Below are 20,068 nucleotides of genomic sequence, written 5' to 3' on the forward strand. Positions count from 1 at the left end.
TTGAGGGCTCAGGTCAAGGAGGACCGGCATGCTCTCATCCGCACAGACTCAGGTGTTGCGGCTGCTCTGCGACACCATCGTCCCCTCCCTTCCGCATCCCGGCGACACCGACGGGTTCTGGGCGCGCAGCGCCACCGACGTCGGCGCCGATCAGGGCGTGCTCGCGATGCTCGCGACCATGCCCGACGAGCAGCAGGCGGCCATCGGCGGCCTGCTCGACATCCTCGCGCTCCAGGGCTTCGGCACCGCCTCACCGGAGTCCCGCGAGCAGATCCTCACCACACTCTCGCTGGCCTCCGCCCCGGCGGCGGCCGGCATCGGCTCGCTGACCAGCGTCATTCTGCTGATCACCTACGGCGCGGTCGGCCCGGACGGCCGCAATCCGAACTGGACCCGCCTCGGCTACCCCGGCCCGGTCGCCGCGGCGCCGGCCGACGGGCCGGCCATCACCCCGGTCCGGCCGGACGGCGGCGACCTGGAACTGGACGCCGACGTCGTGGTGGTCGGCTCCGGCGCGGGCGGCGGCCTGATCGCCGGCCGGCTCGCCGCCGCCGGCCGCCGCGTGGTGGTGCTGGAGGCCGGCCGCTACCGCACCGAGGCCGACTTCCACCAGCTCGAACTCGCCGCCTACCAGAACTCGTACTGGCGTGGCGGCCCGCAGCCGACCGGCGACCTCAACGTCACCCTGATGGCCGGGGCCGGCCTGGGCGGCGGCACGGTGATCAATTGGACGAACTGCCTCAAGACCAAGGATTGGGTACGGCGTCAGTGGGCCGACGAGCACGGCCTGACCGACGTGGCGACCGACGCCTTCGACCGGCACCTGGACCGGGTGTGGCGGGAGCTCTCGGTCACCGATCAGTGTTCGGAGCTGAACCGGGTGCACGAGGCCATGCACCGCGGCGCCGAGGCGCTGGGCTGGTCGTTCGCCACCATCTACCGCAACTGGGACGAGAAACGCCACGACGCCGCGATCGCCGGCCACCTCGGTTTCGGCGATCCGTCCGGCGCCAAACGGTCCACGTTGAAGGTCTACCTGGAACCGGCCGTCGCCGAGCACGGCGCCCGGGTCGTGGACGGCTGCCGCGCCGAGCGGGTGCTGGTCGAGCAGGGCCGGGCGGCCGGCGTGGTCGGCCGCTGGAGCAGCGAGGACGGCGCCGGCACCGCGACCGTCACGGTGCGCGCGCCGGTCGTCGTGGTGGCGGCCGGAGCCCTGGAGACGCCGGGTGTGCTGCTGCGGTCCGGGATCGGCGGCCCGGCGGCCGGCGACTACCTGCGGCTGCACCCGTGCACGGTGACCATGGGCGACTACGGCACGGACATGCAGGCGTGGTGGGGCGCGCCGCAGGCCGGGCTGGTCAACGAGTTCGCGAACGTCGAGGACGGCTACGGCTTTCTGATGGAGAGCGTGCAGTACACCACCGGGCTGGGCGCGTCGGCGCTGCCGTTCACCACGGCCGCCGAGCACAAGCAGGCGATGGCCGACTACCGCAACAACGGGTCGTTCATCGGGCTGATCCGGGATCGCGGGCACGGCCGGGTCACCCTCGATCCGGCCGGGAACACGGTGGCCTGGTACTCGCTCACCGACGACCTCGACGTGCGCAACATGCGGCGGGCCGTGGAGGCGGAGATCCGGCTGCACCACGCGGCCGGGGCGCGCGGCATCCGGGTGCTGGGCCGGGGCATGCCGGGCTGGCGGTTCGGCGACGACCTGGAGGCCTACATCGACCGGGCGCGGCGGCTGCCGTTGCGGGCCGGCGGGGCGACCCTCTTCTCCGCGCACCAGATGGGCAGCTGCCGGATGGGCGCCGACCCGGCGACCAGTGTGGCCGACCCGCGCGGCGAACTGCACGACACCGAGGGGGTGTGGATCGGTGACGCGTCGGCGTTCCCGACCCCGTCCGGCACCAACCCGATGATCACCATCATGGCCCTGGCCTCGCGGACCGCCGCGAACATCGAGGAGGTGGCGCGATGAACACTGACGAGTTCGGGCACCGGGCGGTCCGGGTGGCCCGGCGGCTGCGGACCGGGCAGGTCGAGATCAACGGGGCGGCGTTCAACCCGCTCGCCCCGTTCGGCGGCTACAAGCAGTCGGGCCACGGCCGGGAGCTGGGCCCGTACGGCATCCTCGAGTTCACCCGGACCAAGGCGATTCAGCTCTGAGTTCCACCCGCCGGTTCTCGGCGCGGTGGGCCGGGGTGTCGTCGGGTGCGGCGGGGCGGGTCTCGCCGTACCCGGCGACGGTCAGCCGCCCGGCGGCGATCCCGTAGCCGTACAGAGCCTCGCGGACCGCACCGGCCCGCTCCAGGCTGAGGGCCAGGTTGGCGTCCCGGGCGCCGGCCGCGTCGGTGTGCCCCTCGATCCGCAGCCGGGCGCTCGGGTTGGCCGCCAGCACCGTGGCCACCCGGCCCAGCACCGCGCGGGATCCGCCGCTCAGCTCGGCGCCGCCGGCCGGGAAGGTCAGCGCCGGCAGGACATCGAGCCGGTCCTGCGGGTCGGCGACGGTGAGCCGGTCCAGGACGATGGCACCGGTGTCGCGGGCCATCGTGGTGAGCGCGGTACGGGCGGTCTCGTCGCGCGCCGTGCCGGTGAGCGTGAGGGTGCCGTGGCCGAAGCGCATCGACGCGTCCGGCGGCAGCGCCCGGACCAGGGCGGGCAGCCGGTCGAGCATCGGGTCGGCGGAAACCCTGGCGGCCACCGTGATCCGGTCGTCGACGGTCCCGAACGTGCCGGCGGCGGCGTCGTGCAGGGCGGTCCGGGTGGCGGCGGCCGCGACCCGCCCGCTGAGGTGGGCCCGGCCGTCCACCGCGACCAGCAGGAACGCCGGCTCGATCGGGACCGCGGCCGCCACCACCTCGGTGCGCACCGCACGCACCCCGGCCACCGTGGCGAGCACCTCGCGGGCGTGGTCGGCCTGGCCCTGCGATCCGGTCACGACGGTCGCGTCCCGGCCGGAGAACGACACCCGTACGCCGGTGTGCCCGGCCATGGTCAGCGCGGCTTGCGAGCGGGTGGCCAGGTCGTGCTCGATCCGGTGCCGGTTCGGCCCGAGCTGGAATCCGGCGAGCGCGGTCAGCCCGAACAGCAGCGCCAGGCCCGCGAACCAGCGCCGGGTCGCGGCGTCGGTGAACGCCCCGCTGATGGCGCCGGTCACCGGGCCGCCGTCTCGGCGTCGCGGTCGGCGATCAGCCGCGCCTGCCGGCTCCAGGTGGACAGGCTGGGGACGAACCCGAGCCCCGCGGCCCGCATCGCCTCGCGCATGGCGTCGTCATCACTATCAGCCAGCTGTGCGATGGTGCGGATCCCGGCGGTGCGCAGCGCGGCTGCCATGGCCGGATCGATCCCCTCGATCCGCTGCAGTTCGTCGCGGTCGCTTTCCGGCGCATTATCGGTGTGCTGACGAGCATCGGACGACACATTTCCGAAACGTGCGGAGAACCTGCCGACAACGACGCCCAGAATGAACGCGAGCACGATGACGACGAGCGACTGGCCGACGAACCAGGCCACTGTGACCTCCGGAAACAGCTGTCCTGCGATGCGGCACACAGTAGCTGTCCTCGCGCCATTTGCAAAATGGACCGTGACGCCTGTCAGTGAGTGACCACGTGCTCATCGAATGTCATTTCGCACGTTTGCTCACTGTCCACACAGGGCGTGCGTGATTTCCAGGCACACGGTAGGGATTGATGCGGTCGTCCGGCTGGGCAATGATACGGACCGTCGGGCAAGCGGCGGAGGGCGGGGCGTCACGGCTTCTGTCGCGGTGACCCGTGCCACGATCGAAATCGGTCACTTGCGATGGGTGTGCCGGTATGGACTTGAATGACCCGTCATGTTTCGCTGAGGCATACGGCACCTTCCAGGGGAGAGCGATGGACTCGAGTCGGATCGGCGCGGCTCTCCTGCCCCTGATTCCCGTCAAGACCGCCCAGCCACGGGTGGCCCGCGCCGGCGTCAACCGGCAGCGGCTGTTCGACCTGCTCGACACGGCCATGGACACGCCGGTCACGCTGATCAGCGCGGGCGCCGGCTGGGGCAAGACGATGCTCGTCTCGGCCTGGGCGCGGGCCGGTCGCACGCCGGTCGCCTGGCTCAACCTGGATCGCCACGACAACGACCCGCAGACCTTCTGGGCGTACGTGGTGGCCGCCCTGCGCAGCGCCGACCTGCTCACCGACGGCAACCCGCTCACCGCGCTCACCTCCGTCCCGGCCGACCCGCGGGAGCGCATGCGGGTCATCGCCGACGGCCTCGGCCGTCTGCCGGACCGGTCCGTGCTGATCATCGACGATTTCCACGAGATCGACGACACGCGCGTGCTGGCCGAGATGAGCGACCTGCTGCGGTACCCGCCCGAGCCGGTTCGGCTGTTTCTGATCAGCCGGGCCCGGCCCGCCCTCAACCTGCACCGGCTGCGTGCCGCGGGCCTGATCACCGAGATCCGGGCCAGCCACCTGGCGTTCACCGAGCCGGAGGCCGCCGACCTGGTGACCGGGCACGGGGTCACCCTCACCGCCCCGGACCTCGCCACCCTCCTGGACCGGACCGAGGGCTGGGCCATCGGTCTGCATCTCGGCGCCGGCTTCCTGGCCGGGCACCACAGCCGGTCGGTCGCCGAGTTCGCCGGTGACGGCCGCGGCATCGACGAGTACCTCACCGAGGAGGTGCTGGCCAACCGCGCCCGGCGGCAGCGCCGGTTCCTGCTCCAGACCAGCATCTGCGAGCGGATCTGCGCCGGCCTGGCCAACGCCATCACGGCCGGCCGGGACGGCCAGCGCATGCTGGAACGGTTCGAGCACGAGAACGACTTCGTGGTCCGGCTCGGCGACCGGCCGCTGTGGTTCCGCTACCACCACCTGCTCCGCGACGCCCTCGGCCACCGCCTCCAGGTGGAGAGCCCGGCCATGGTCGCCGAACTGCACCGGCGGGCCGCCCGCTGGCACGCCGCCAACGACTCGGTCATGGAAGCGCTCACCCACGCCGTCTCGGCGGGCGACTGGACCTACATCGGACGGCTGGTCACCGGCCAGGCCGCCCCACTCGTGCTCTCCGCACACCGGTCCGCGCTGGTGCGGCTGCTGCGGCAGGTGCCCGCCGACCGGCTCGACTCCACCGCCGAGCTGATGGTCTGCGCCGCCGTGCTGCTCTTCCACGACGGCGACTACGAGGCCATCCCGGCCCGCCTCGACCACGCCCGCCGGCTGCTGCGCCGCCGCCCCGGCGACGAGCACCGTCCGGTCGAGCTGATGCGCCTCACCCTGCGACTGGCCGCCGACCGTGCGGTCGGCGACCTGCCGGCGGTCCGGGCCGGCTGCGACGAGCTGCTCGATCTGCTGGCCACCGACGTCGCCGCGGGCGGAGCCGCCGTCACCCAGCAGCGCGCGATCGCGCTCAACAACCGGGGTCTGGCCAACCTGTGGTCCGGCGACCTGGACGCCGCCGTTCGCGACCTGTGGGCGTCGGCCGGCGCCTCCCGCGCCGCCGGGCTGGAACTCGCCGAGATCAACGCCGACGGCCACCTCGGTCTGCTCGAGGTGATGTGCGGTTCGGTCGCCGCCGCCCGGCAGATCGCCGGCGACGCCCGCGAACGGGCCATCAAGCGCGGCTGGCAGCACACCGTGCAGTCGGTGGCCGCGCATCTCGCCATGGTCCTGGTCCACCTGGAACGCGGCGAGTTCGCCGACGCCGAACAGGCCCTCCAGGACGGGATGCGGGCCCACCACAGCGAGCCGGAGGCCGCGCAGCGCGTCGTCATGCTCGGCGCGCAGGCCAGATTGGCCGCGACCCGCGGTGAGCCGGCCAAGGCACGGGTCTTCCTGGAAGCCGCCCGCGCCGACCGGAGCCCGCGCACCCGGATCCCGTGGCTCGACCGCTGGCTCACCATGATCGAGATCGAGGCCGACCTGGCCGCCGGGGACATCGGCGCGCCCCCGACCGGAATCACGGTGGCCGACGGCGATCTGGCCCAACAGGTCACCCAGGCGCGGCTCGCCTTCGCCCACAAGGACTTCCGGCGGGCCGGGCGCCTGCTCGACCCCCGGCCGACGGTGCTGCCCTACACCGCGGCCACCGTGGAGGCCGGCCTGATCATCGCCCTGATCGCGGACATCCGCGGCCTGGCCGGTCAGGCTGTCGACCTGCTCAGCGACACCCTCCACCTGGCCGAACGCGAACAGATCCGCCGCCCGTTCCTGGTCCACGCCGGCGGGCGTCTCGACGACCTCCTGCACCGCCTCCAGCTCCTGCGCCCCGGCGACGGCCACGTGACCTTCCTCGAGGAGGTGCGCTCCGCGATTCGCGCCACCCGCAGGACCGCGGCCACCGAGGTGCTCAGCGAACGCGAAGCCGAGGTGCTGCTCTTCCTGCCGACCATGCTCAGCTCCGCCGAGATCGCCCGGGAACTCGGCATCTCGGTCAACACCGTCAAGGCGCACATCCGTGCGATCTATCGCAAGCTGGGCGCCGCTAAACGCAGCGAGGCGGTCGCCCGGGCCCGCGACCTCGGCCTCCTTTAACCCCTTTCCGGTACGCCGTTCGCGTACCCCGGGTGGAATTTCGCCGAGGCGCTGCGGCCTCCAGGCCGCTGTGCCCGCGCCGGGCGTGAGTGGTCCGTCGCCCTCGGTGCCCTACGCGCCCCGGTCCCATGTGGCCAGGATCCGGGCTACCGCATCGGAGGCCCCGACCGGATCGGCGGTGCGGTCCAGGTCGCCACGGTCGCGGCCGGCCACCAGGTAGCGGTCGCCGACCGGCCGGATCCAGGCGACCGCCCGGTTCGGGGTGTCCGCGACGCCCGGCCGGAGACCGAAGTCCCAGTGGCTGGTGAACGGGTACAGCGCCCGCAGCCGGGGCTCCTCCGCGGCCGCCCGCAGAAACCCGTCCAGCTCCCGGCCGTGCGGCACCGGCTCCTCGCCGTCCAGGTAACGCCCCCACCGGAACGCGATCGCCTCCGCCTCGCCCCGCTCGAACGCCTCGGCGAACCCGCCGTAGGTCACGAACGCGTGGGTGGCGCTCAGTTCGGCCACCTTCGCACCGGACAGGAACGTGCCGGTCCCGGCGGCGACCTCCCCGAGATCGGCCGTGCGGCCCCGGGCCATCCGGACGCCGCGCATCCAGAACTCGAGCAGGAAGGCGCGGTCGTCGACGGCCATCAGCACGGTCACCTGCCGGTCGCCCGTCTCGATCCGGGCGCCCACCCGGATCCAGCCGGGCGACGACGGGACCTCGGCACGCAACGGCACACCGGACTCCTCGAACCGCGCCTGGAGGGCGGTCCGGAGATCCCCGGCGGCGACGATGTCGGAATAGTGCAGCGGATCGGGCGCGGCGCTCACCGGATCGAGGGTACTGACTGTGGCGCCCCCACGGGGGGACGGATCACCTGTCCGGTATCAATTCGCCGCACCGAACCAACGGGACAGGTGCTCGGCCAGGTCCGCCCGGTCGTCGCCGGCCCACGCCACGTGCCCGTCCGGCCGCAGCAGCACGGCCGGCACGTCCAGTTCCTCGCTCACGTCGACCACATGATCGACACGATCCGTCCAGCCGGTCACGTCCAGCCGGCCGGTCTGGTCCAGCAGCAGGCCACGACCGCCGCGGGTCAGCTCGTACAGCCGGCCGTGCTTCAACCGCACGTCCCGCAGCCGGCGGCCCAGCAGGTCGTGGCCGGGGCCGAAGTCGTAGCGCACGTTCAGCGCGGTGATCTTCTCGATCAGGTGGCGGTTCACCTCCTCGAAGCCGATCAGTTCGGCCAGCAGCCGCCGGACCGCCTGCGGGCCCGGCTCGGTCGACATCAGCTCCATCTGCGCGCGGGTGTTGTTCAGGACGTCGGCGGCGACCGGGTGCCGCTCACTCTGATAGGTGTCGAGCAGGCCGTCCGGAGCCCAGCCCCGCACCGTGGCGGCGAGCTTCCAGCCCAGATTGAAAGCGTCCTGCACGCCCAGGTTCAGCCCCTGCCCACCGGTCGGCGGGTGGACGTGCGCGGCGTCGCCGGCCAGGAACACCCGGCCGTCCCGGTACCGCTCGGCCAGCCGGGTGGCGTCACCGAACCGCGACAGCCAGCGCGGCGAGTGCACCCCGAAATCGGTGCCCGCCACCTCCTGCAACTGCTGCCGCACCTCGTCGAGAGTGGTCGGGGCGGTGCGGTCCTCGGCGACCCCGGCGGCCGGGACCACCACCCGGTACACCCCGTCACCGAGAGGCCCCAGCCCGAACCTCTTCTGGGTACGCCGAACCTCGGCGACCACCTCCGCCACCGTCTCCGGCGACGCGGTCACCCGGACCTCGCCGAGCAGCGTCTCCACCCGCGCCGGCTCACCGGGAAAGCCGATGCCGAGCAGTCTGCGCACGGTGCTGCGGCCGCCGTCGCATCCGGCCAGGTACCGAGCCCTCAGCCGGGCGCCGTCCGCCAGCTCGACGGTCACCCCGTCGCCGTCCTGGCTCAGGCCGGTCAGCTCGGCGCCGCGGCGGATGTCGGCGCCCACCGCGGCGGCGTGCTCGGCCAACAGCCGGTCGGTGATGGTCTGCGGGATGCCGAGCACGTAGCCGTGCGCGGTGTCGAGGCGCTCCGGCGCGGGCGCCTCGATGCCGGCGAAGAAGCCCGCCAGCGGATGTCTGCGCCCGTGCGCGAGGAAACGGTCCAGCAGGCCGCGCTGATCCATGATCTCGATACTGCGCACGTGCAGACCCATCGAGCGTACGAACGGCGGCGGCTCCGGCTCCCGTTCCAGCACGACCACGTGCACCCCGTGCAGCCGAAGCTCGGCCGCCAGCATCATGCCGGTCGGCCCGCCCCCGGCGACGATCACATCGATCATTCTCTGCCCCGTTCTGGATGTGGACCGCGATTCTCGCCCCGTTCCGCCGTCTTGCCGCAAGTCCCCCAGTGCGATATAGGTTGGAAGTGGAAGGCTTTCGCTTCGGGCTTTTTGCCGGCCGGAAGTCGTAGGACACGGCCGTCGATTCCGGACCGTAGGTAGAGGGCCGGATGTGCCGAACAGCGAAGGCTGAGCGGCATGACTACGGCTCAAGACTCGCCGGCCGCGATCGCCCCGTCATCAGGGGACGGACGGATCGCCGCCCTGGACGTGCTCCGCGGATTCGCCCTCGGCGGCATCCTTCTCGCCAACGTGAAGCCGATCGGACACACCGGGGGACCCGCTCGGCCCGGCGGACGGATCGTCTTCCACCGTTCTGCACATGCTGGTCGACCAGCGGTTCTTCCCGATCTTCTCGCTCCTGTTCGGGATCGGGTTCGCGCTGCTCATGGAGAAGGCGCGAGCGCGTACGGCGTACCCGAGACTGATTCTCCTCCGCCGGATGGCGGTGCTTCTGGCGATCGGCCTGCTGCACCTGATGGTCCTGTGGCGCGGCGATGTGCTGACCGCCTACGCCCTGGTGGGCCTGGCGGTGCTGATGCCGTCGACGTGGCTGCCCCGGCGGGTGGTCGCGGTGTCCAGTGGGGTTCTGATCGTCGTGTCGGTGACGCTGCTCGGCGGCTGGTACTCACTGATCCCCGGGCTCTTACTCCTGGGGTCGGCCCTCACCCGCTACGGCGTGACGGCGGGAATCGACCGGTACGGACGTGGTCCCGCCATCCTGGGCGCCCTCTTCGTGGCCGGCGCCGTCCCCGCCGCGGTGGTGCAGTGGCAGGCCGCGGCATCGGACCCGGACGGCCGGGCGTTCCGCATCGCCTACCCGGTGGCCGGGCTGCTGACCGCCGGCGCCTACGTGTGCGCCGTCCTGCTGCTGATGCGGACACCGCTGCGGCGTGCGCTCACCACGGTGTTCACGCCGCTCGGCCGGATGGCGCTGACCAACTACCTGTCCGCCACGCTGCTCGTCCTGGCGGTCGCGCGACTCGCCGGCGGATCGGATCGCTGGAACACCGGGACGGTCGTCCTCATCACGGTGGCCGTCCTGTCCCTCCAATGGATCTGGTCGGTGCTGTGGCTGCGCCGCTTCCGCCAGGGGCCGGCCGAGTGGCTGTGGCGCCGGTTGACCTGGGGCCGCCACGCCCGATCGTCGACCGCTTAGGCTCGATCGGGCCCGCGCCGGCGGTGTCCGGCGCCGGGGTCTGCTCCGTTGTGGCCGTGCCCTTCCGGGGCTCCTTCATCCGGTCGGCGGCATTCCAACCGGCAGTCTTCCAGTCGGCAGCCTTCGGGCTGGTGTCTTCGGGCTGGTGGCCTTCCGGTCGGCGGCCTTCCAACTGGCGGCCCTTTGACTGGCGGCCTTCCGGCTGGCGGCCCGAATTCGGTTGCGCCGCACGGCTGCCGGGTCCGAGGGTGGCCGGATGCAGTTGCGTGCGCTCGACCCGCATGGTCCCGAAACCGGCCCGTGGTTCACGGCGTTTCACGCCGGCAACGTTGCCGGCCGCGACCATCCGACCGTGGCCGGCGCCGACTCCACGCTGACCTCGCTGCGCACCACCGCGAGCAACGCCCACCTCGAACGCCTGGCCTACGGGGCCTGGGACGGCGGCGAGTGCCTCGGCGGGATCATCGTGAACCTGCCGAGGGTGGCGAATTCGCACACCGTCGACGTGGAACTCGCCGTGGCACCACGGCATCGGCGGCGCGGCGCCGGCGCCGCCCTGTTCGAGACGGCGATCACGCTCGCCGGCGAGCGGGGACGCCGCATCGTCTCCACCGAGGTCAACGTGCCGCTGACGGACACCCTCACGGAGCACGCCGGTGGCCGGTTCGCGCTGGCACGCGGCTTCGAGAGCAAACTCACCGAGCGCCGCTACCTGGTCGGCCTACCGGCCCCGGTCGTGCCAGCCGAGCCTCCGGCGGGATACCGGCCGTACACCTGGACCGGCCCGGTGCCGCCCGCGACGGCGGCCGACTTCGCGGCGATGCGCACCCTGATGGAACAGGACGTGCCGGTCGGCGACCGCGACCACGAGCCGGCCACCTTCGCCGCGGCCGACGTGCTGCACGGCGACGAGCGGCTGGCCGCCGCCGGCTGGGGCATCGTCACCACGCTGCTGCGTGCCCCGGACGGCACTCCAGCGGGGTACACGCGGATCTTCGTCAACTCCGACGGCCAGCACGCTCAGCAGGACGACACGTTCGTGCTGCGCGCTGACCGCGGCCGCCGCCTCGGTGCGGCCCTGAAGGCGGCGAACCTGGCCGAACTGGCCGCGCGCTTCCCCGGCGTGGGCCATCTGCACTCGTGGACCGCCGACGGGAACGCCGCCATGATCGCCACGAACCGGCGATTCGGGTTCCGGCCGGTGGAGAGCATGCACGTCATGGAAGCGCTGGTGCGGCCTTCGCCACCGGCGTGATCCGCGGTGCTCTCCGCTTCCCTGTCGTAGGTGGGCCTTTCGTCCCGAGACCTGCGGTGTCCGGGTCGTTCGTCCCTGGGACCTCCGGACTTCGGCCGCCGCCACCGGCGGGCCCGGTGCCCGGAGCCCGATCAACCGATATAGGCGATGGCGAATCCGGTGGTCGGCACCGCGAACAGCACCGACAACGCCGCGAGGCGGGGAATCGTCGGCCGCCGGGTCAGCGCCGCATAACCCGCCACCAGCATCGGCGCGACGATCAGTTGCGGCACCAGGGTCGACCGGGGCACGACCACGTCGAGACTCGCGCAGATCAGCGCCACGGCCATGGCGAGAATCCAGAGAACCACCCCGATCCGGTATGCCGTACGCGCCCCGAAACGAGTCGCGAACGTCTTGTAGCCGGCCGTTGCGTCGGCGGCCAGATCGGTGACCGTCGTCGGCACGTAGAAGGCGGCCGCGAACAGCACCCCGATCAGCGCGAACTGCCACGGGAACGCCCACGGCTCCCGGGTGATCGCCCAGCCGGCACCCGGCGCCACGGCACCCACCACGAGCGCGTTGACCGCCACGTCCCAGCCGGGCCGGGTCTTCAGCCGCAGCGGCGGCACGCTGTACGCCCATCCCAGCCCGAGCACCGCCGCCACACCGATCACGAACAGCGGCCCGACGATCAGCGCGAACCCGAGCGCCGCCACCACGAAGCCTCGGTACCACCAGCGCAACCGCCCGGCGGTGACCACGCCGGTGACCAGCGGCGCGTCCGCCTTGCGCGGGTTGGCCCGGTCACTGTCCAGGTCGTACAGGTCGTTCTGGGCCAGGACCGCACCCCACACCAGCGGCCCGAGGATCAGCAACGCCACCGCCGCGCGTGGCGGGTCAGCGGGCATCCACGCGTTCCCGGCCAGGACTGTGCCGAGATAGGCGGGCACCCAGGAGACCGGCCAGAACCACGGCCGGGACACGGCGACCAGGACGACAGCGGATCGTTCCGACAGGCGAACCATCCCCGCATCCTCGGCCCCCGCCGCTGTGCCCGCCCTGAGAGGTCCATCTTCACAGGAATCGGGCTTTCACCGAGTCGGGGCATTGCCGCCGGTCGACGCGTGCGGGGTGGCAGAGAGTTGTGCCAAGGTGTCGCGATGGTGCGATACGTCTTGAACGACCGGTATGAACTGCGGTCGATGCTGGGAAGCGGGGGAATGGCCGCGGTCTGGCAGGCAACCGACCGGTGGCTCGGGCGCAAGGTGGCGGTCAAGGTGCTGCACGAAAGGGTGCTGGACGACCCGACCGTCGCGGGCCGGTTCGAGCGGGAAGCCCGGATGGTGGCCGGACTCGCGCACCCGAACATCGTGGCGCTGCACGACGTCGGTGTCGACGGCGGCATCCCCTATCTGGTGATGGAACTGGTGCCGGGGCGCAGCCTCGCGGCACTACTGTCGACCGGCCCTCTCGACATCGCCGCCGCGGTCGGGATCGCGGCCCAGGTGTGCGCCGCACTCGAGGCTGCGTCCGAGGCCGGCATCGTGCACCGTGACATCAAACCGGCCAACATTCTGATCACCGACGACGGCCGGGCCAAGGTCTGCGACTTCGGCATCGCTCGCGCGGCCGGGGCCACGCGAAGCGAACTGACCGGTTCGGCGCAGATGCTCGGAACGAGCACCTACATGGCGCCCGAACAGGTCGTCGGCGGGGCGGTCGACGTCCGCACCGACCTGTACGGGCTCGGCTGCGTCCTGTACGCCATGCTGACCGGAAACCCGCCCTTCACCGGCGACAGCCCGATGCGGATCGCCTGGGACCACGTCGAACGCGTCCCCGTTCCCGCCTCCACTCACCGTCCCGTGCCGGACGAACTCGACCTCCTGCTCCAGTCCATGCTGGCGAAATACCCCGCCGACCGGCCGTCGGACCCGGCAACCGTGCGCGCCGCCCTGGAGAAGCTGAGCCCGGATCCGAAGATGGCTGACCGGGAGGTGCCCGGCCGCTCCGGGCGCGACCGTCGTGGACTACTTCTCACCGGGCTCGGCACTGTCGTCGGTGCCGGGGTGCTCGCGATGATCGCGGCCACCGGGGACGGTAGTCCGGGCCCGCAGACGGCACCCGCGCGAAGCGGCCCACCGAGCACCGCCGCGACCTCGCCGCCCGCCGCCACACCGGACGGTGTGGCGGCGCCTGAGGAGACCGCGCCGGCCGGGGTTGCCGGCTTCGACGAGAAGGCGGCCCGCGACCTCATCAAAAAGCTCGAGAAGGAGAACGGTGGCAAGACCACGAGAGGCAACTCCGAGGCGCGGCGACGGCTCAACGAACTACGCCGGGCCGGGAAGCTTAACGAGTCCGCTTACCGGGCCGTCCTCGCTGAACTCGACCCGCCGGCGATGTGATCAGACGCCACCATCCACGGTGATGACCTGGCCGGTGATGCCGGTGTTGGCCGTCGAGGCGAGGAACACCACCGGGGCGGCGATCTCTTCGGCCGTCAGCAGCCTGACCAATGGGATGGTGTCCAGGTAGGCCTCTGGCAGCGTGTCGGTGATGTGCGTGTTGTTGCGGGTCCGGGTGAGGCCGGGTGACACCACATTCGTCAGGATGTCGCCGGAGCGGCCCAGCGAGAAGGCCGCCGATCGGTTGAAGCCGTGAAGACCCGCCTTAGCTGTGCGTGACATCAGGGATTCAGGGTTCCGCAGTCGTACAGGCACATCATTTGCCTGCTGACCAGCGGAGTTGCCACCTATCGCCCGGGTAGATGGCCGAGCCGCCATCGGGGTCGATCACCCAGAAGACGGGCACACCGTCCGGGATGTCGTGGGTGGCCCGTTCCTCCGCGGTCGGCATCCGCGTGGTCACGGTCGCGCCGGCGGCCGGTATCAGGTCTTGGCGTTCGGGTTGTTCACGCACCACTACACCATGGCCCCGCTGCACGGCGACGAGGCCTTCTTGGCGTAACAGGGCGACGGCTCGGCGGGCGGATTCGCGGCTGATGCCGTACTCCTGCTGCAGTGTGAGTTCCGACGGCAGGCGTTGGCCGGGTTTGAGCCGGGCGGCGAGGATGTCTGCGCGTAGCCGGGCGGCGAGTTGCTCGTAGATGGTGGCGCCGGGCTGCGGGCTGATCACTCGGTGACCATATGGCCCGCGTTGATCTAGTCCGCCCGCCCGGATGTCCGGATGTCCGGACGTGTCTTGCGACTAGTCTTCCTTGGGGTCGATGCCGAGAACGCTGGCCGCCACCCTGGCGCCTCGGGCAAGCCCGTCCGCGTAGCCCGGAACCGCTTCGACGGCGGTTTCGAGCGCATGGAGCCGCTTCTCAATGCCGGTGAGGGTGATGATGGCTTCGGCAACGAGTTTGGTGTTCTCCATGATGGCGGCCCGGTTGGCGTCAATGGCGGCCCGGTTGGCGTCACCGAGGTCGGCGTTGGTGTCGGCGCGGGCCATGGCACGGCGGATGAGGGTGCGGGTTTGCCGTCCTTGGCGTTCGAGTAGCCCGACGGTGAGTAGGGCGGTGGCGGTGAAGCCTGTCAATAGGACGGCGAGGAGGATGAGTTGCCGGTGGGTGGGGTTGTTCCAGATGGCGTTTTCGGGGAGTGCCATGAGGGTGAGGATGGCGAGGGCGTCGGCGGTGATGAGGGTGATGCCGGTTCGCCGGTAGAGGGCGCCGTTGCGGCGGAGTTGTTGTTCGCGTTCGCTGTGGGGGAGTTGGTGGGTGGTCTCGGTGGGGTGGGGGATGCCGAGGTCGTGGAGATCGCTGGTGGTTTCCCCGAATTCGTACATGTTGTGAGTGCCTCCCCTTGGATCGATTCACTCACTCTTTGACGTATGTAACCGATGATCTATCAGAGGGTTACGGGCTGTGTGCCGGTGTGGGCTGATCGCATCTGGACAGTTGTGGTGTGTCGATCCATGCGGCTCGAAGATCGCGCCCGTTCGTTGGTTGCGGTCGATACGTCACCCGCACTCATGTACATATTCGGACGCTGCGATGCCTGGGCCGGGGGATGATCGCAGGACTGTGCCGTGGTGCCCGGCGCGCCGGGCCGAGTGAAGGCTAGCCTAAATTTCGGTCAGCGTCTGTGGCAGGTTCCTTCAAGAACGCTTCGATGCGGTCCAGGTGTTCGGGCTGTAGCCCACGATCGGATGCGGGCGTGACCAGCAGTGCCCGGCCGAGGCGTTCGGCCCGCGCGATCGCCGGGGACAGCCGTCTGGCTGCGGCGGCTTCTTCGTCGTCGACCCAGACGAGCGGTCGGTCTTCGTCGAGGACGGTGAGTGCGGCTTCGAGCTTGAGGTCGCCCCACGTCTTGCTCACAGGCCGGTCCCCGAACGCCGACGGCAGGTCGAGTTCGAGCAGCCGGCCGAGGCGGGCGAGTTGCTTGGGGTAGCCGCACCAGGTGGTGCACCAGCGGGCTGCACGCGGACCTTGGCTGCGGTGAAGATCGGTTTGCGTTGGAGGACGAAGAACAGCAGCAGGTCGTGGACCTGCTCGCCGCTGTCGGGGTTGTTGTAGTCGTCGTGGGTGTCCCAGTCCCAGCGGATGAGCAGGTTCTGGTCGCGGTCACCGTCGTAGAAGGCGCTGTCGGTGAAGTCGGCCCAGGAGGTGAATCGCGGGTTGCCTTGGTGCTCGCACCAGCGGGATGTCTCGCAGTAGTGGGGGTGCTCGATCTCCCACAGCCGGTAGGGCGTGATCGTGGCGTTCATGCGGCGGCCGTCTCGTCGACGAACGTGATCGTCATGCTGGTGTCGTCGACGACGACAGCGACCGCGTACTCGCCGGCGCCAAGCTGCTGCTTCTCAGCAAACTCCTCAGCTTCCGCGTCGCCGTGGTTTTCGGCCCAGCAATGCCCGGTCCGGACCGCCCAGTAGTCGTCGGCGGCCTGTTCGTCGAAGCGGCGGTGTTCCTGGCCGTGAGCGTAGGGGCTGACGTCGTAGAGCGTGTCGTCTTGGCCGGTGTTGCCGGGGCATTCGGCGATCTTGCATTCGGTCCATTCGGCGCAGTTGTCGGTGACGCCGTGGCAGGTGATGTCGGCGGTGGGCCCGAACTCGGGGTCCGGATCGCGGGTGACGGTGAGCGTGTGGTGTGGGGCGTCGGTCATGGCGGGTCCTTTCGGTCAGGCGGTTCCGTTGCCGCAGCGCGAGCAGCGATCGAGGATCAGATCCCCGGTGTGGATGGCTTCCCAGCCCTCTTCGGCGAGACGCGCCCGCAGCGATTCGGCCCCGTGTGTGCTGCTGTCGGCTGCCCAGTCGGGGCATGCCTGGAGTCCAGGCGGCCCGTCACAGCGGATCTCGGTGAGGTTGGTGGTTGCGGTCATGGCTGGTCCTTTAGCGGTTGATGTTGGGTCAGCCGTAGGACGGAAAGACCAGCCAGCACGGGCCTTCCTGGAACGGGGTGACGCCGAGCGCGGTCAGAGCCTCGGCAAGGTCCGTGTTCCAGTCGGCAACTGAAGGTCGTCCGTCCATCTCGTTGAGGTCGAGCGTCATAACTTCGTCCCAGTCGACTGAGCGTTGCGAGTCATCAACGATGAGCACCAGGCCGTAGCTGCCTTCGGATCCGGAGGTGCGCGCTACGACCCCAGCGGCCGGGAATTGCCTGTCGACGTGTTCGAGGAAGGACCAAACTGAGGGGTAGGGCGCCAGTCCGGGCAGGTTCGGGCTGCCGTCCTCGGTGCGTTCAGCGGCCTTGAAGTCATCCGGGCTGCCGAGGTCATAGCCGTAGGCGAGGTGCGCGCGGGGCGTCGATCCCATAGTGGGGTCCTTTCGGGTCAGCGGTATTCGATGTCGCCGTCGGTGTTCCACCAGGTGCCGTCACCATCGGTGTGCGCGTAGTCGTCCGGGTCGGCGTGTGGGTCGTGGGCGTCCTCGAGGACGCAGTCGACCTGGTACGGCTCGTCGACACCGTGGGGCATGTCGACGGTGGTGGTGGCCTCGCAGCGCTGGTCCGGGTCGCACCGGGGCTCGGTCGACTTGAACAGGTTCGGGCTGGCGCCGCCGGCCATCTGGTCGAGTTGGTCGGCGGTGAGCGCGAACCCGTGACGTTGCAGGTGGTCCTTGACCCGCGCCAGGCGGGCGTGGACGTCGCGGTTCGAAGCAGTCACAGCTACTCCTTCGTGTCGGCGTCGTTAACCACACGGGCCGCGTCGATCAGCGTGAGGACGTGTTCGGACGGCGGGTCCCACTCCGAGCGGGCGCGGCAGTGGCAGGCCCGATGCCGGTAGGTGATCCCGGTCGCGTGGGTGTTGTCGGTCCAGTCGCCGACCTGGTGGCCGAGGCTTTCGCATCCGGCCTTGTCGGCGCAGTGAGTGCACAGCATGGTGTCGCCGACGATCAGCCATGAGTCCTTGACGTAGTCGAGGGCTTCTTGTCGGCTGTCGAAGTGGGGGATTCCGTCGTCCCAGTAGTCGGTGTCGCAGCGGTCGCAGTGCAGCGACCAGCAGGTGTGCTCGCGGAGGGCCATCAGTTGGCGTCCGGGCTGTCGAGGATGGTGGCGACGGTGGTCACGTCGGTGGGCGGCATGCCGGCGAGCGCTGTTGTCAGGTAGTTCTCGACGGCTCGCGCCCAGAATGGCTGCCGTAGATGCTCGGGCAGGTGTTCGGCGATCTCCCCGTTGCTGATTCCGGGGTTCGCGGCCTTGGTGGGGGTGAGGATGCTGTCGATCTCGATGTAGACGGCGTCCTTGTGTTCGGGCAGTGGGTTGCAGTCGTAGCAGTTCGCCGTGCCGGTCTCACCGGCCAGGTCGTCGACGAAGCCCACGTCGGAGCAGGTGGGGCAGGCGGGTGGGATGTCGGTCATGGCTGGTTCCCTTTCAGCGGTAGAGCTCACCGTGGCAGGCGGCCACGTCGGCGGAGTCTTCGGCGGCAGCCGCCCAAATCTCGACTTCGGTGGGGTCGATGATGATCCGGTTGAGGGGCAGCAGGACGGGTTCGGAGTAGCGAAACCGCTGGTCAGTGCCGCCGATGATGTCTCCGAGGACATGGGTGGGCTGGCGCTGCGGGTCCGGGTTCGGGTCGGTGATGCGGATGCGGACGGTGCCGTGGCTGGTGGTCATGGTGGCGGTAGCGCCGATCGCGGGCAGGGTCATGGCGGGTCCTTTCAAGATCGCATCGAGAGTCAGTCACCGAACAGAACGGGCCCGTGCTCGGAGTGCACGTCCAGCACGATGACGGCGATGTCGGCGAGGTTGCCGGTGATCTGGTCGGTTTGGCCGTCGAATTCGATGTTGGGTTGGGTGGCGAGCCGGTCGGCGACCAGGTTGAGGAACTGCTCCTCGGTGATGAACTCGCTCATGAACTGGGCTCCCGGTGGTCGACGATGCGCTGGGCGAGCGTGGTGGCATCGCCGGCGCCGCGGTAGTAGCCGCCCTTGAGGCGGTCACCGACGTAGCCGGCCTGCCCGCTGCCGTGGGTTTCGATGCGGCCGAGGACGTTGCCGTCACGGAGGACGTAGGTGGTGGCAAGGCCAAGGACTTCGGCGGTGATCAGGGTGCACCCGGGCGGCGTGGTGGAGTCGACGCCCTGCCAGAAGATGCGCTCGTGGCGGAGGATGTCGGGGATCTCGGTGGTCATCGCGGGTCCTTTCGTCAGAGCGGTTCGCTGTAGTCGCGGTTCGGTGCCCGCGAATCGGTCAGGTGATGGCGGGTGCCGCCTTTACGGAAGCCGTTGCCGTATTCGTCGAGGCCATCGGTGTGGCTTGACCGGGTCTGGCCGACATAGCCGCCGTCGCGGTTACCGACCCGGTGCCGGTCGTTGGCCTCAGGTAGTTCGCACTCGTTCCAGCCGCACACCTTGGAGCCGTCCGTCTTCGGCTGGAAGACGTGCGCGTTGGGATGCAGCGGCTTGATCGGACCGGTGTCGGGCATGGCGTCGGCGCGGGCAACGAGCAACGCCAGGCCGACCCTTTGAAGATGGGGGTTTCCGGATGCGGTCAGCCGGGATGGTTGTGCGGTGCTGCGGTCCTTGGCGGTGTTCACGGCGAGCGTGGTGAGGGCTTCGAAGTTCTCATCGACGAGACGGAGTGCTGCGTCGAGGTGCCGGCGGATCTCGGCTGGGTTCCAGTTGGGGCGGATGGCCCGGATCTGGTCGGTGAGGTTTTGAAGTTGGGTTTCTGGCGAAGCATCAATCTCCTCCGCCTCCTCCACGATTTCGGCGTCGATCACGACGTGGTCGGTGCCGAACAACGAGGGGGTAGGGGGAGGTGAGGAGTTAGAACTTTGAGGAGAGAAGTTCTTTGAGGAGAAGGGTCCCTGAAAATCAGGGGCCTTCGGGCCGTCAGCACCCTGATTTTCAGGGACCTTAGGCCCCTGATTTTCAGGGACTTTGCAGGCGTCAAGTCCCTGAATTTTGGGGACCTTCCGTTCGCCGTGCCGGGCCACCAACTCATCCCGAGTCGGGAACCGGTACCGCGTCTGAATCTTCGGCATGGCGTACAGCGCGTTGCCGTTCTTGTCCTTGCCGACCTCGACGCGGATCTCGAACCACTTCGCGGCGATCGATGCCAGATGCTCCCCAGCGCGCTTCTTGCTCGGAATGTCGCATGCGGCGAGGATCCAGCCCATGCCGGGGTATGCCACGCGGGTGTCGTCGTTGGCGTTGTCGGCGAGCTCAAGAAGCAGAACCCGTTCGGAGGCGGTGAGAGCTCCGGCCCAGAGCAAGTCGCGCACTTCTCGGCGCAGCTTGTAACCCATCAGCGCGCCGCCGGGGCGGGCGTGACGGTGCTCGACGACGCCGGGGCGTCGTACTCTGGGGCCACGAGGTTGCGCCTTTCGAGGGTGTCGGCGCCGGGGTC

The 20,068-nt window shown here is 70.2% G+C and carries 26 protein-coding genes; 6 read left to right on the plus strand and 20 right to left on the minus strand.

Annotation, left to right across the window (positions count from 1 at the left end):
• Window positions 1–28: 28 nt before the first annotated feature.
• The gene (locus IEZ13_RS32755) at window positions 29–1,981 is read left to right on the plus strand and encodes a GMC family oxidoreductase N-terminal domain-containing protein (RefSeq protein WP_183225203.1); all 1,953 of its coding nucleotides are present in this window, start codon (window positions 29–31) and stop codon (window positions 1,979–1,981) included.
• Window positions 1,978–2,169 carry an aldehyde dehydrogenase family protein gene (locus IEZ13_RS32760; protein WP_183225202.1) on the plus strand — a complete coding sequence of 64 codons (192 nt, stop codon included), beginning with the start codon at window positions 1,978–1,980 and terminating at the stop codon, window positions 2,167–2,169. The genes IEZ13_RS32755 and IEZ13_RS32760 overlap by 4 nt, the downstream gene beginning before the upstream one ends.
• On the opposite strand, the gene IEZ13_RS32765 is transcribed toward IEZ13_RS32760, so the two are convergent.
• Window positions 2,141–3,160 carry an OmpA family protein gene (locus tag IEZ13_RS32765; RefSeq protein WP_183225201.1) on the minus strand — a complete coding sequence of 340 codons (1,020 nt, stop codon included), beginning with the start codon at window positions 3,158–3,160 and terminating at the stop codon, window positions 2,141–2,143. The two genes, IEZ13_RS32760 and IEZ13_RS32765, sit on opposite strands and share 29 nt — an antisense overlap.
• A complete protein-coding gene (locus IEZ13_RS32770; RefSeq protein ID WP_183225200.1) occupies window positions 3,157–3,516 on the minus strand; it encodes a helix-hairpin-helix domain-containing protein in 360 nt (119 codons plus the stop codon). Before IEZ13_RS32770 ends, IEZ13_RS32765 begins: the two co-directional genes overlap by 4 nt.
• Before the next feature lie 365 nt (window positions 3,517–3,881).
• Here IEZ13_RS32770 and IEZ13_RS32775 point away from each other — a divergent pair, with 365 nt between their 5' ends.
• A complete protein-coding gene (locus IEZ13_RS32775; RefSeq protein WP_183225199.1) occupies window positions 3,882–6,524 on the plus strand; it encodes a winged helix-turn-helix domain-containing protein in 2,643 nt (880 codons plus the stop codon).
• 111 nt (window positions 6,525–6,635) lie between these two features.
• Here the strand turns inward: IEZ13_RS32775 and IEZ13_RS32780 are convergent, their stop codons facing one another.
• A complete protein-coding gene (locus IEZ13_RS32780) occupies window positions 6,636–7,340 on the minus strand; it encodes a DUF6193 family natural product biosynthesis protein (protein ID WP_183225198.1) in 705 nt (234 codons plus the stop codon).
• A gap of 57 nt (window positions 7,341–7,397) precedes the next feature.
• A complete protein-coding gene (gene rox, locus IEZ13_RS32785; RefSeq protein WP_183225197.1) occupies window positions 7,398–8,822 on the minus strand; it encodes a rifampin monooxygenase in 1,425 nt (474 codons plus the stop codon).
• A gap of 382 nt (window positions 8,823–9,204) precedes the next feature.
• Here rox and IEZ13_RS32790 point away from each other — a divergent pair, with 382 nt between their 5' ends.
• Together IEZ13_RS32790 and IEZ13_RS32795 are read left to right on the plus strand one after the other, a co-directional pair.
• A complete protein-coding gene (locus IEZ13_RS32790) occupies window positions 9,205–10,041 on the plus strand; it encodes a DUF418 domain-containing protein (RefSeq protein ID WP_203834022.1) in 837 nt (278 codons plus the stop codon).
• Window positions 10,042–10,297: 256 nt separating this feature from the next.
• Window positions 10,298–11,296 (plus strand): GNAT family N-acetyltransferase, encoded by a 999-nt coding sequence (locus tag IEZ13_RS32795; protein ID WP_183225196.1) that lies wholly within the window; start codon window positions 10,298–10,300, stop codon window positions 11,294–11,296.
• A 131-nt stretch (window positions 11,297–11,427) separates the two neighbouring features.
• On the opposite strand, the gene IEZ13_RS32800 is transcribed toward IEZ13_RS32795, so the two are convergent.
• Window positions 11,428–12,303 (minus strand): UbiA prenyltransferase family protein, encoded by an 876-nt coding sequence (locus tag IEZ13_RS32800; protein WP_183225195.1) that lies wholly within the window; start codon window positions 12,301–12,303, stop codon window positions 11,428–11,430.
• A 135-nt stretch (window positions 12,304–12,438) separates the two neighbouring features.
• Here IEZ13_RS32800 and IEZ13_RS32805 point away from each other — a divergent pair, with 135 nt between their 5' ends.
• Window positions 12,439–13,683: a serine/threonine-protein kinase gene (locus IEZ13_RS32805; RefSeq protein ID WP_183225194.1), complete on the plus strand. Its 1,245-nt coding sequence runs from the start codon at window positions 12,439–12,441 to the stop codon at window positions 13,681–13,683.
• On the opposite strand, the gene IEZ13_RS32810 is transcribed toward IEZ13_RS32805, so the two are convergent.
• The 15 genes from IEZ13_RS32810 to IEZ13_RS32880 form a co-directional block, all read right to left on the minus strand.
• Window positions 13,684–13,965, minus strand: a complete 282-nt coding sequence (locus tag IEZ13_RS32810; RefSeq protein ID WP_183225193.1) for an SDR family oxidoreductase — start codon at window positions 13,963–13,965, stop codon at window positions 13,684–13,686.
• A 34-nt stretch (window positions 13,966–13,999) separates the two neighbouring features.
• Window positions 14,000–14,413 (minus strand): GntR family transcriptional regulator, encoded by a 414-nt coding sequence (locus tag IEZ13_RS32815; RefSeq protein WP_183225192.1) that lies wholly within the window; start codon window positions 14,411–14,413, stop codon window positions 14,000–14,002.
• A gap of 72 nt (window positions 14,414–14,485) precedes the next feature.
• The gene (locus IEZ13_RS32820) at window positions 14,486–15,067 is read right to left on the minus strand and encodes a hypothetical protein (protein ID WP_183225191.1); all 582 of its coding nucleotides are present in this window, start codon (window positions 15,065–15,067) and stop codon (window positions 14,486–14,488) included.
• A 274-nt stretch (window positions 15,068–15,341) separates the two neighbouring features.
• Window positions 15,342–15,599, minus strand: a complete 258-nt coding sequence (locus tag IEZ13_RS32825; RefSeq protein WP_183225190.1) for a hypothetical protein — start codon at window positions 15,597–15,599, stop codon at window positions 15,342–15,344.
• On the minus strand, window positions 15,596–15,988 hold the full coding sequence (locus IEZ13_RS32830; RefSeq protein WP_183225189.1) for a hypothetical protein: 393 nt from the start codon (window positions 15,986–15,988) through the stop codon (window positions 15,596–15,598). The genes IEZ13_RS32825 and IEZ13_RS32830 overlap by 4 nt, the downstream gene beginning before the upstream one ends.
• Complete coding sequence (locus tag IEZ13_RS32835) at window positions 15,985–16,383, minus strand: hypothetical protein (protein ID WP_183225188.1); 399 nt, start codon at window positions 16,381–16,383, stop codon at window positions 15,985–15,987. Before IEZ13_RS32835 ends, IEZ13_RS32830 begins: the two co-directional genes overlap by 4 nt.
• A 15-nt stretch (window positions 16,384–16,398) precedes the next feature.
• Window positions 16,399–16,599 carry a hypothetical protein gene (locus tag IEZ13_RS32840; RefSeq protein ID WP_183225187.1) on the minus strand — a complete coding sequence of 67 codons (201 nt, stop codon included), beginning with the start codon at window positions 16,597–16,599 and terminating at the stop codon, window positions 16,399–16,401.
• Window positions 16,600–16,627: 28 nt separating this feature from the next.
• A complete protein-coding gene (locus IEZ13_RS32845) occupies window positions 16,628–17,032 on the minus strand; it encodes a hypothetical protein (RefSeq protein ID WP_183225186.1) in 405 nt (134 codons plus the stop codon).
• Window positions 17,033–17,049: 17 nt separating this feature from the next.
• Window positions 17,050–17,382, minus strand: coding sequence for a hypothetical protein (locus tag IEZ13_RS32850; protein WP_183225185.1), 333 nt, complete (start codon window positions 17,380–17,382; stop codon window positions 17,050–17,052).
• A gap of 2 nt (window positions 17,383–17,384) precedes the next feature.
• Window positions 17,385–17,741, minus strand: coding sequence for a hypothetical protein (locus tag IEZ13_RS32855; protein WP_183225184.1), 357 nt, complete (start codon window positions 17,739–17,741; stop codon window positions 17,385–17,387).
• Entirely contained in the window at window positions 17,741–18,076 is a 336-nt protein-coding gene (locus tag IEZ13_RS32860; protein WP_183225183.1) for a hypothetical protein, read from the minus strand. Before IEZ13_RS32860 ends, IEZ13_RS32855 begins: the two co-directional genes overlap by 1 nt.
• Window positions 18,077–18,089: 13 nt before the next feature.
• A complete protein-coding gene (locus IEZ13_RS32865) occupies window positions 18,090–18,365 on the minus strand; it encodes a hypothetical protein (RefSeq protein WP_183225182.1) in 276 nt (91 codons plus the stop codon).
• A 29-nt stretch (window positions 18,366–18,394) separates the two neighbouring features.
• On the minus strand, window positions 18,395–18,571 hold the full coding sequence (locus IEZ13_RS32870) for a hypothetical protein (protein ID WP_183225181.1): 177 nt from the start codon (window positions 18,569–18,571) through the stop codon (window positions 18,395–18,397).
• Entirely contained in the window at window positions 18,568–18,849 is a 282-nt protein-coding gene (locus tag IEZ13_RS32875; RefSeq protein WP_183225180.1) for a hypothetical protein, read from the minus strand. The genes IEZ13_RS32870 and IEZ13_RS32875 overlap by 4 nt, the downstream gene beginning before the upstream one ends.
• 14 nt (window positions 18,850–18,863) lie before the next feature.
• Window positions 18,864–19,967, minus strand: a complete 1,104-nt coding sequence (locus IEZ13_RS32880; RefSeq protein WP_183225179.1) for a hypothetical protein — start codon at window positions 19,965–19,967, stop codon at window positions 18,864–18,866.
• Window positions 19,968–20,068: the final 101 nt, after the last annotated feature.

This window comes from Actinoplanes campanulatus (genome assembly GCF_014647795.1).
Classification (GTDB): Bacteria; Actinomycetota; Actinomycetes; order Mycobacteriales; family Micromonosporaceae; genus Actinoplanes; species Actinoplanes campanulatus.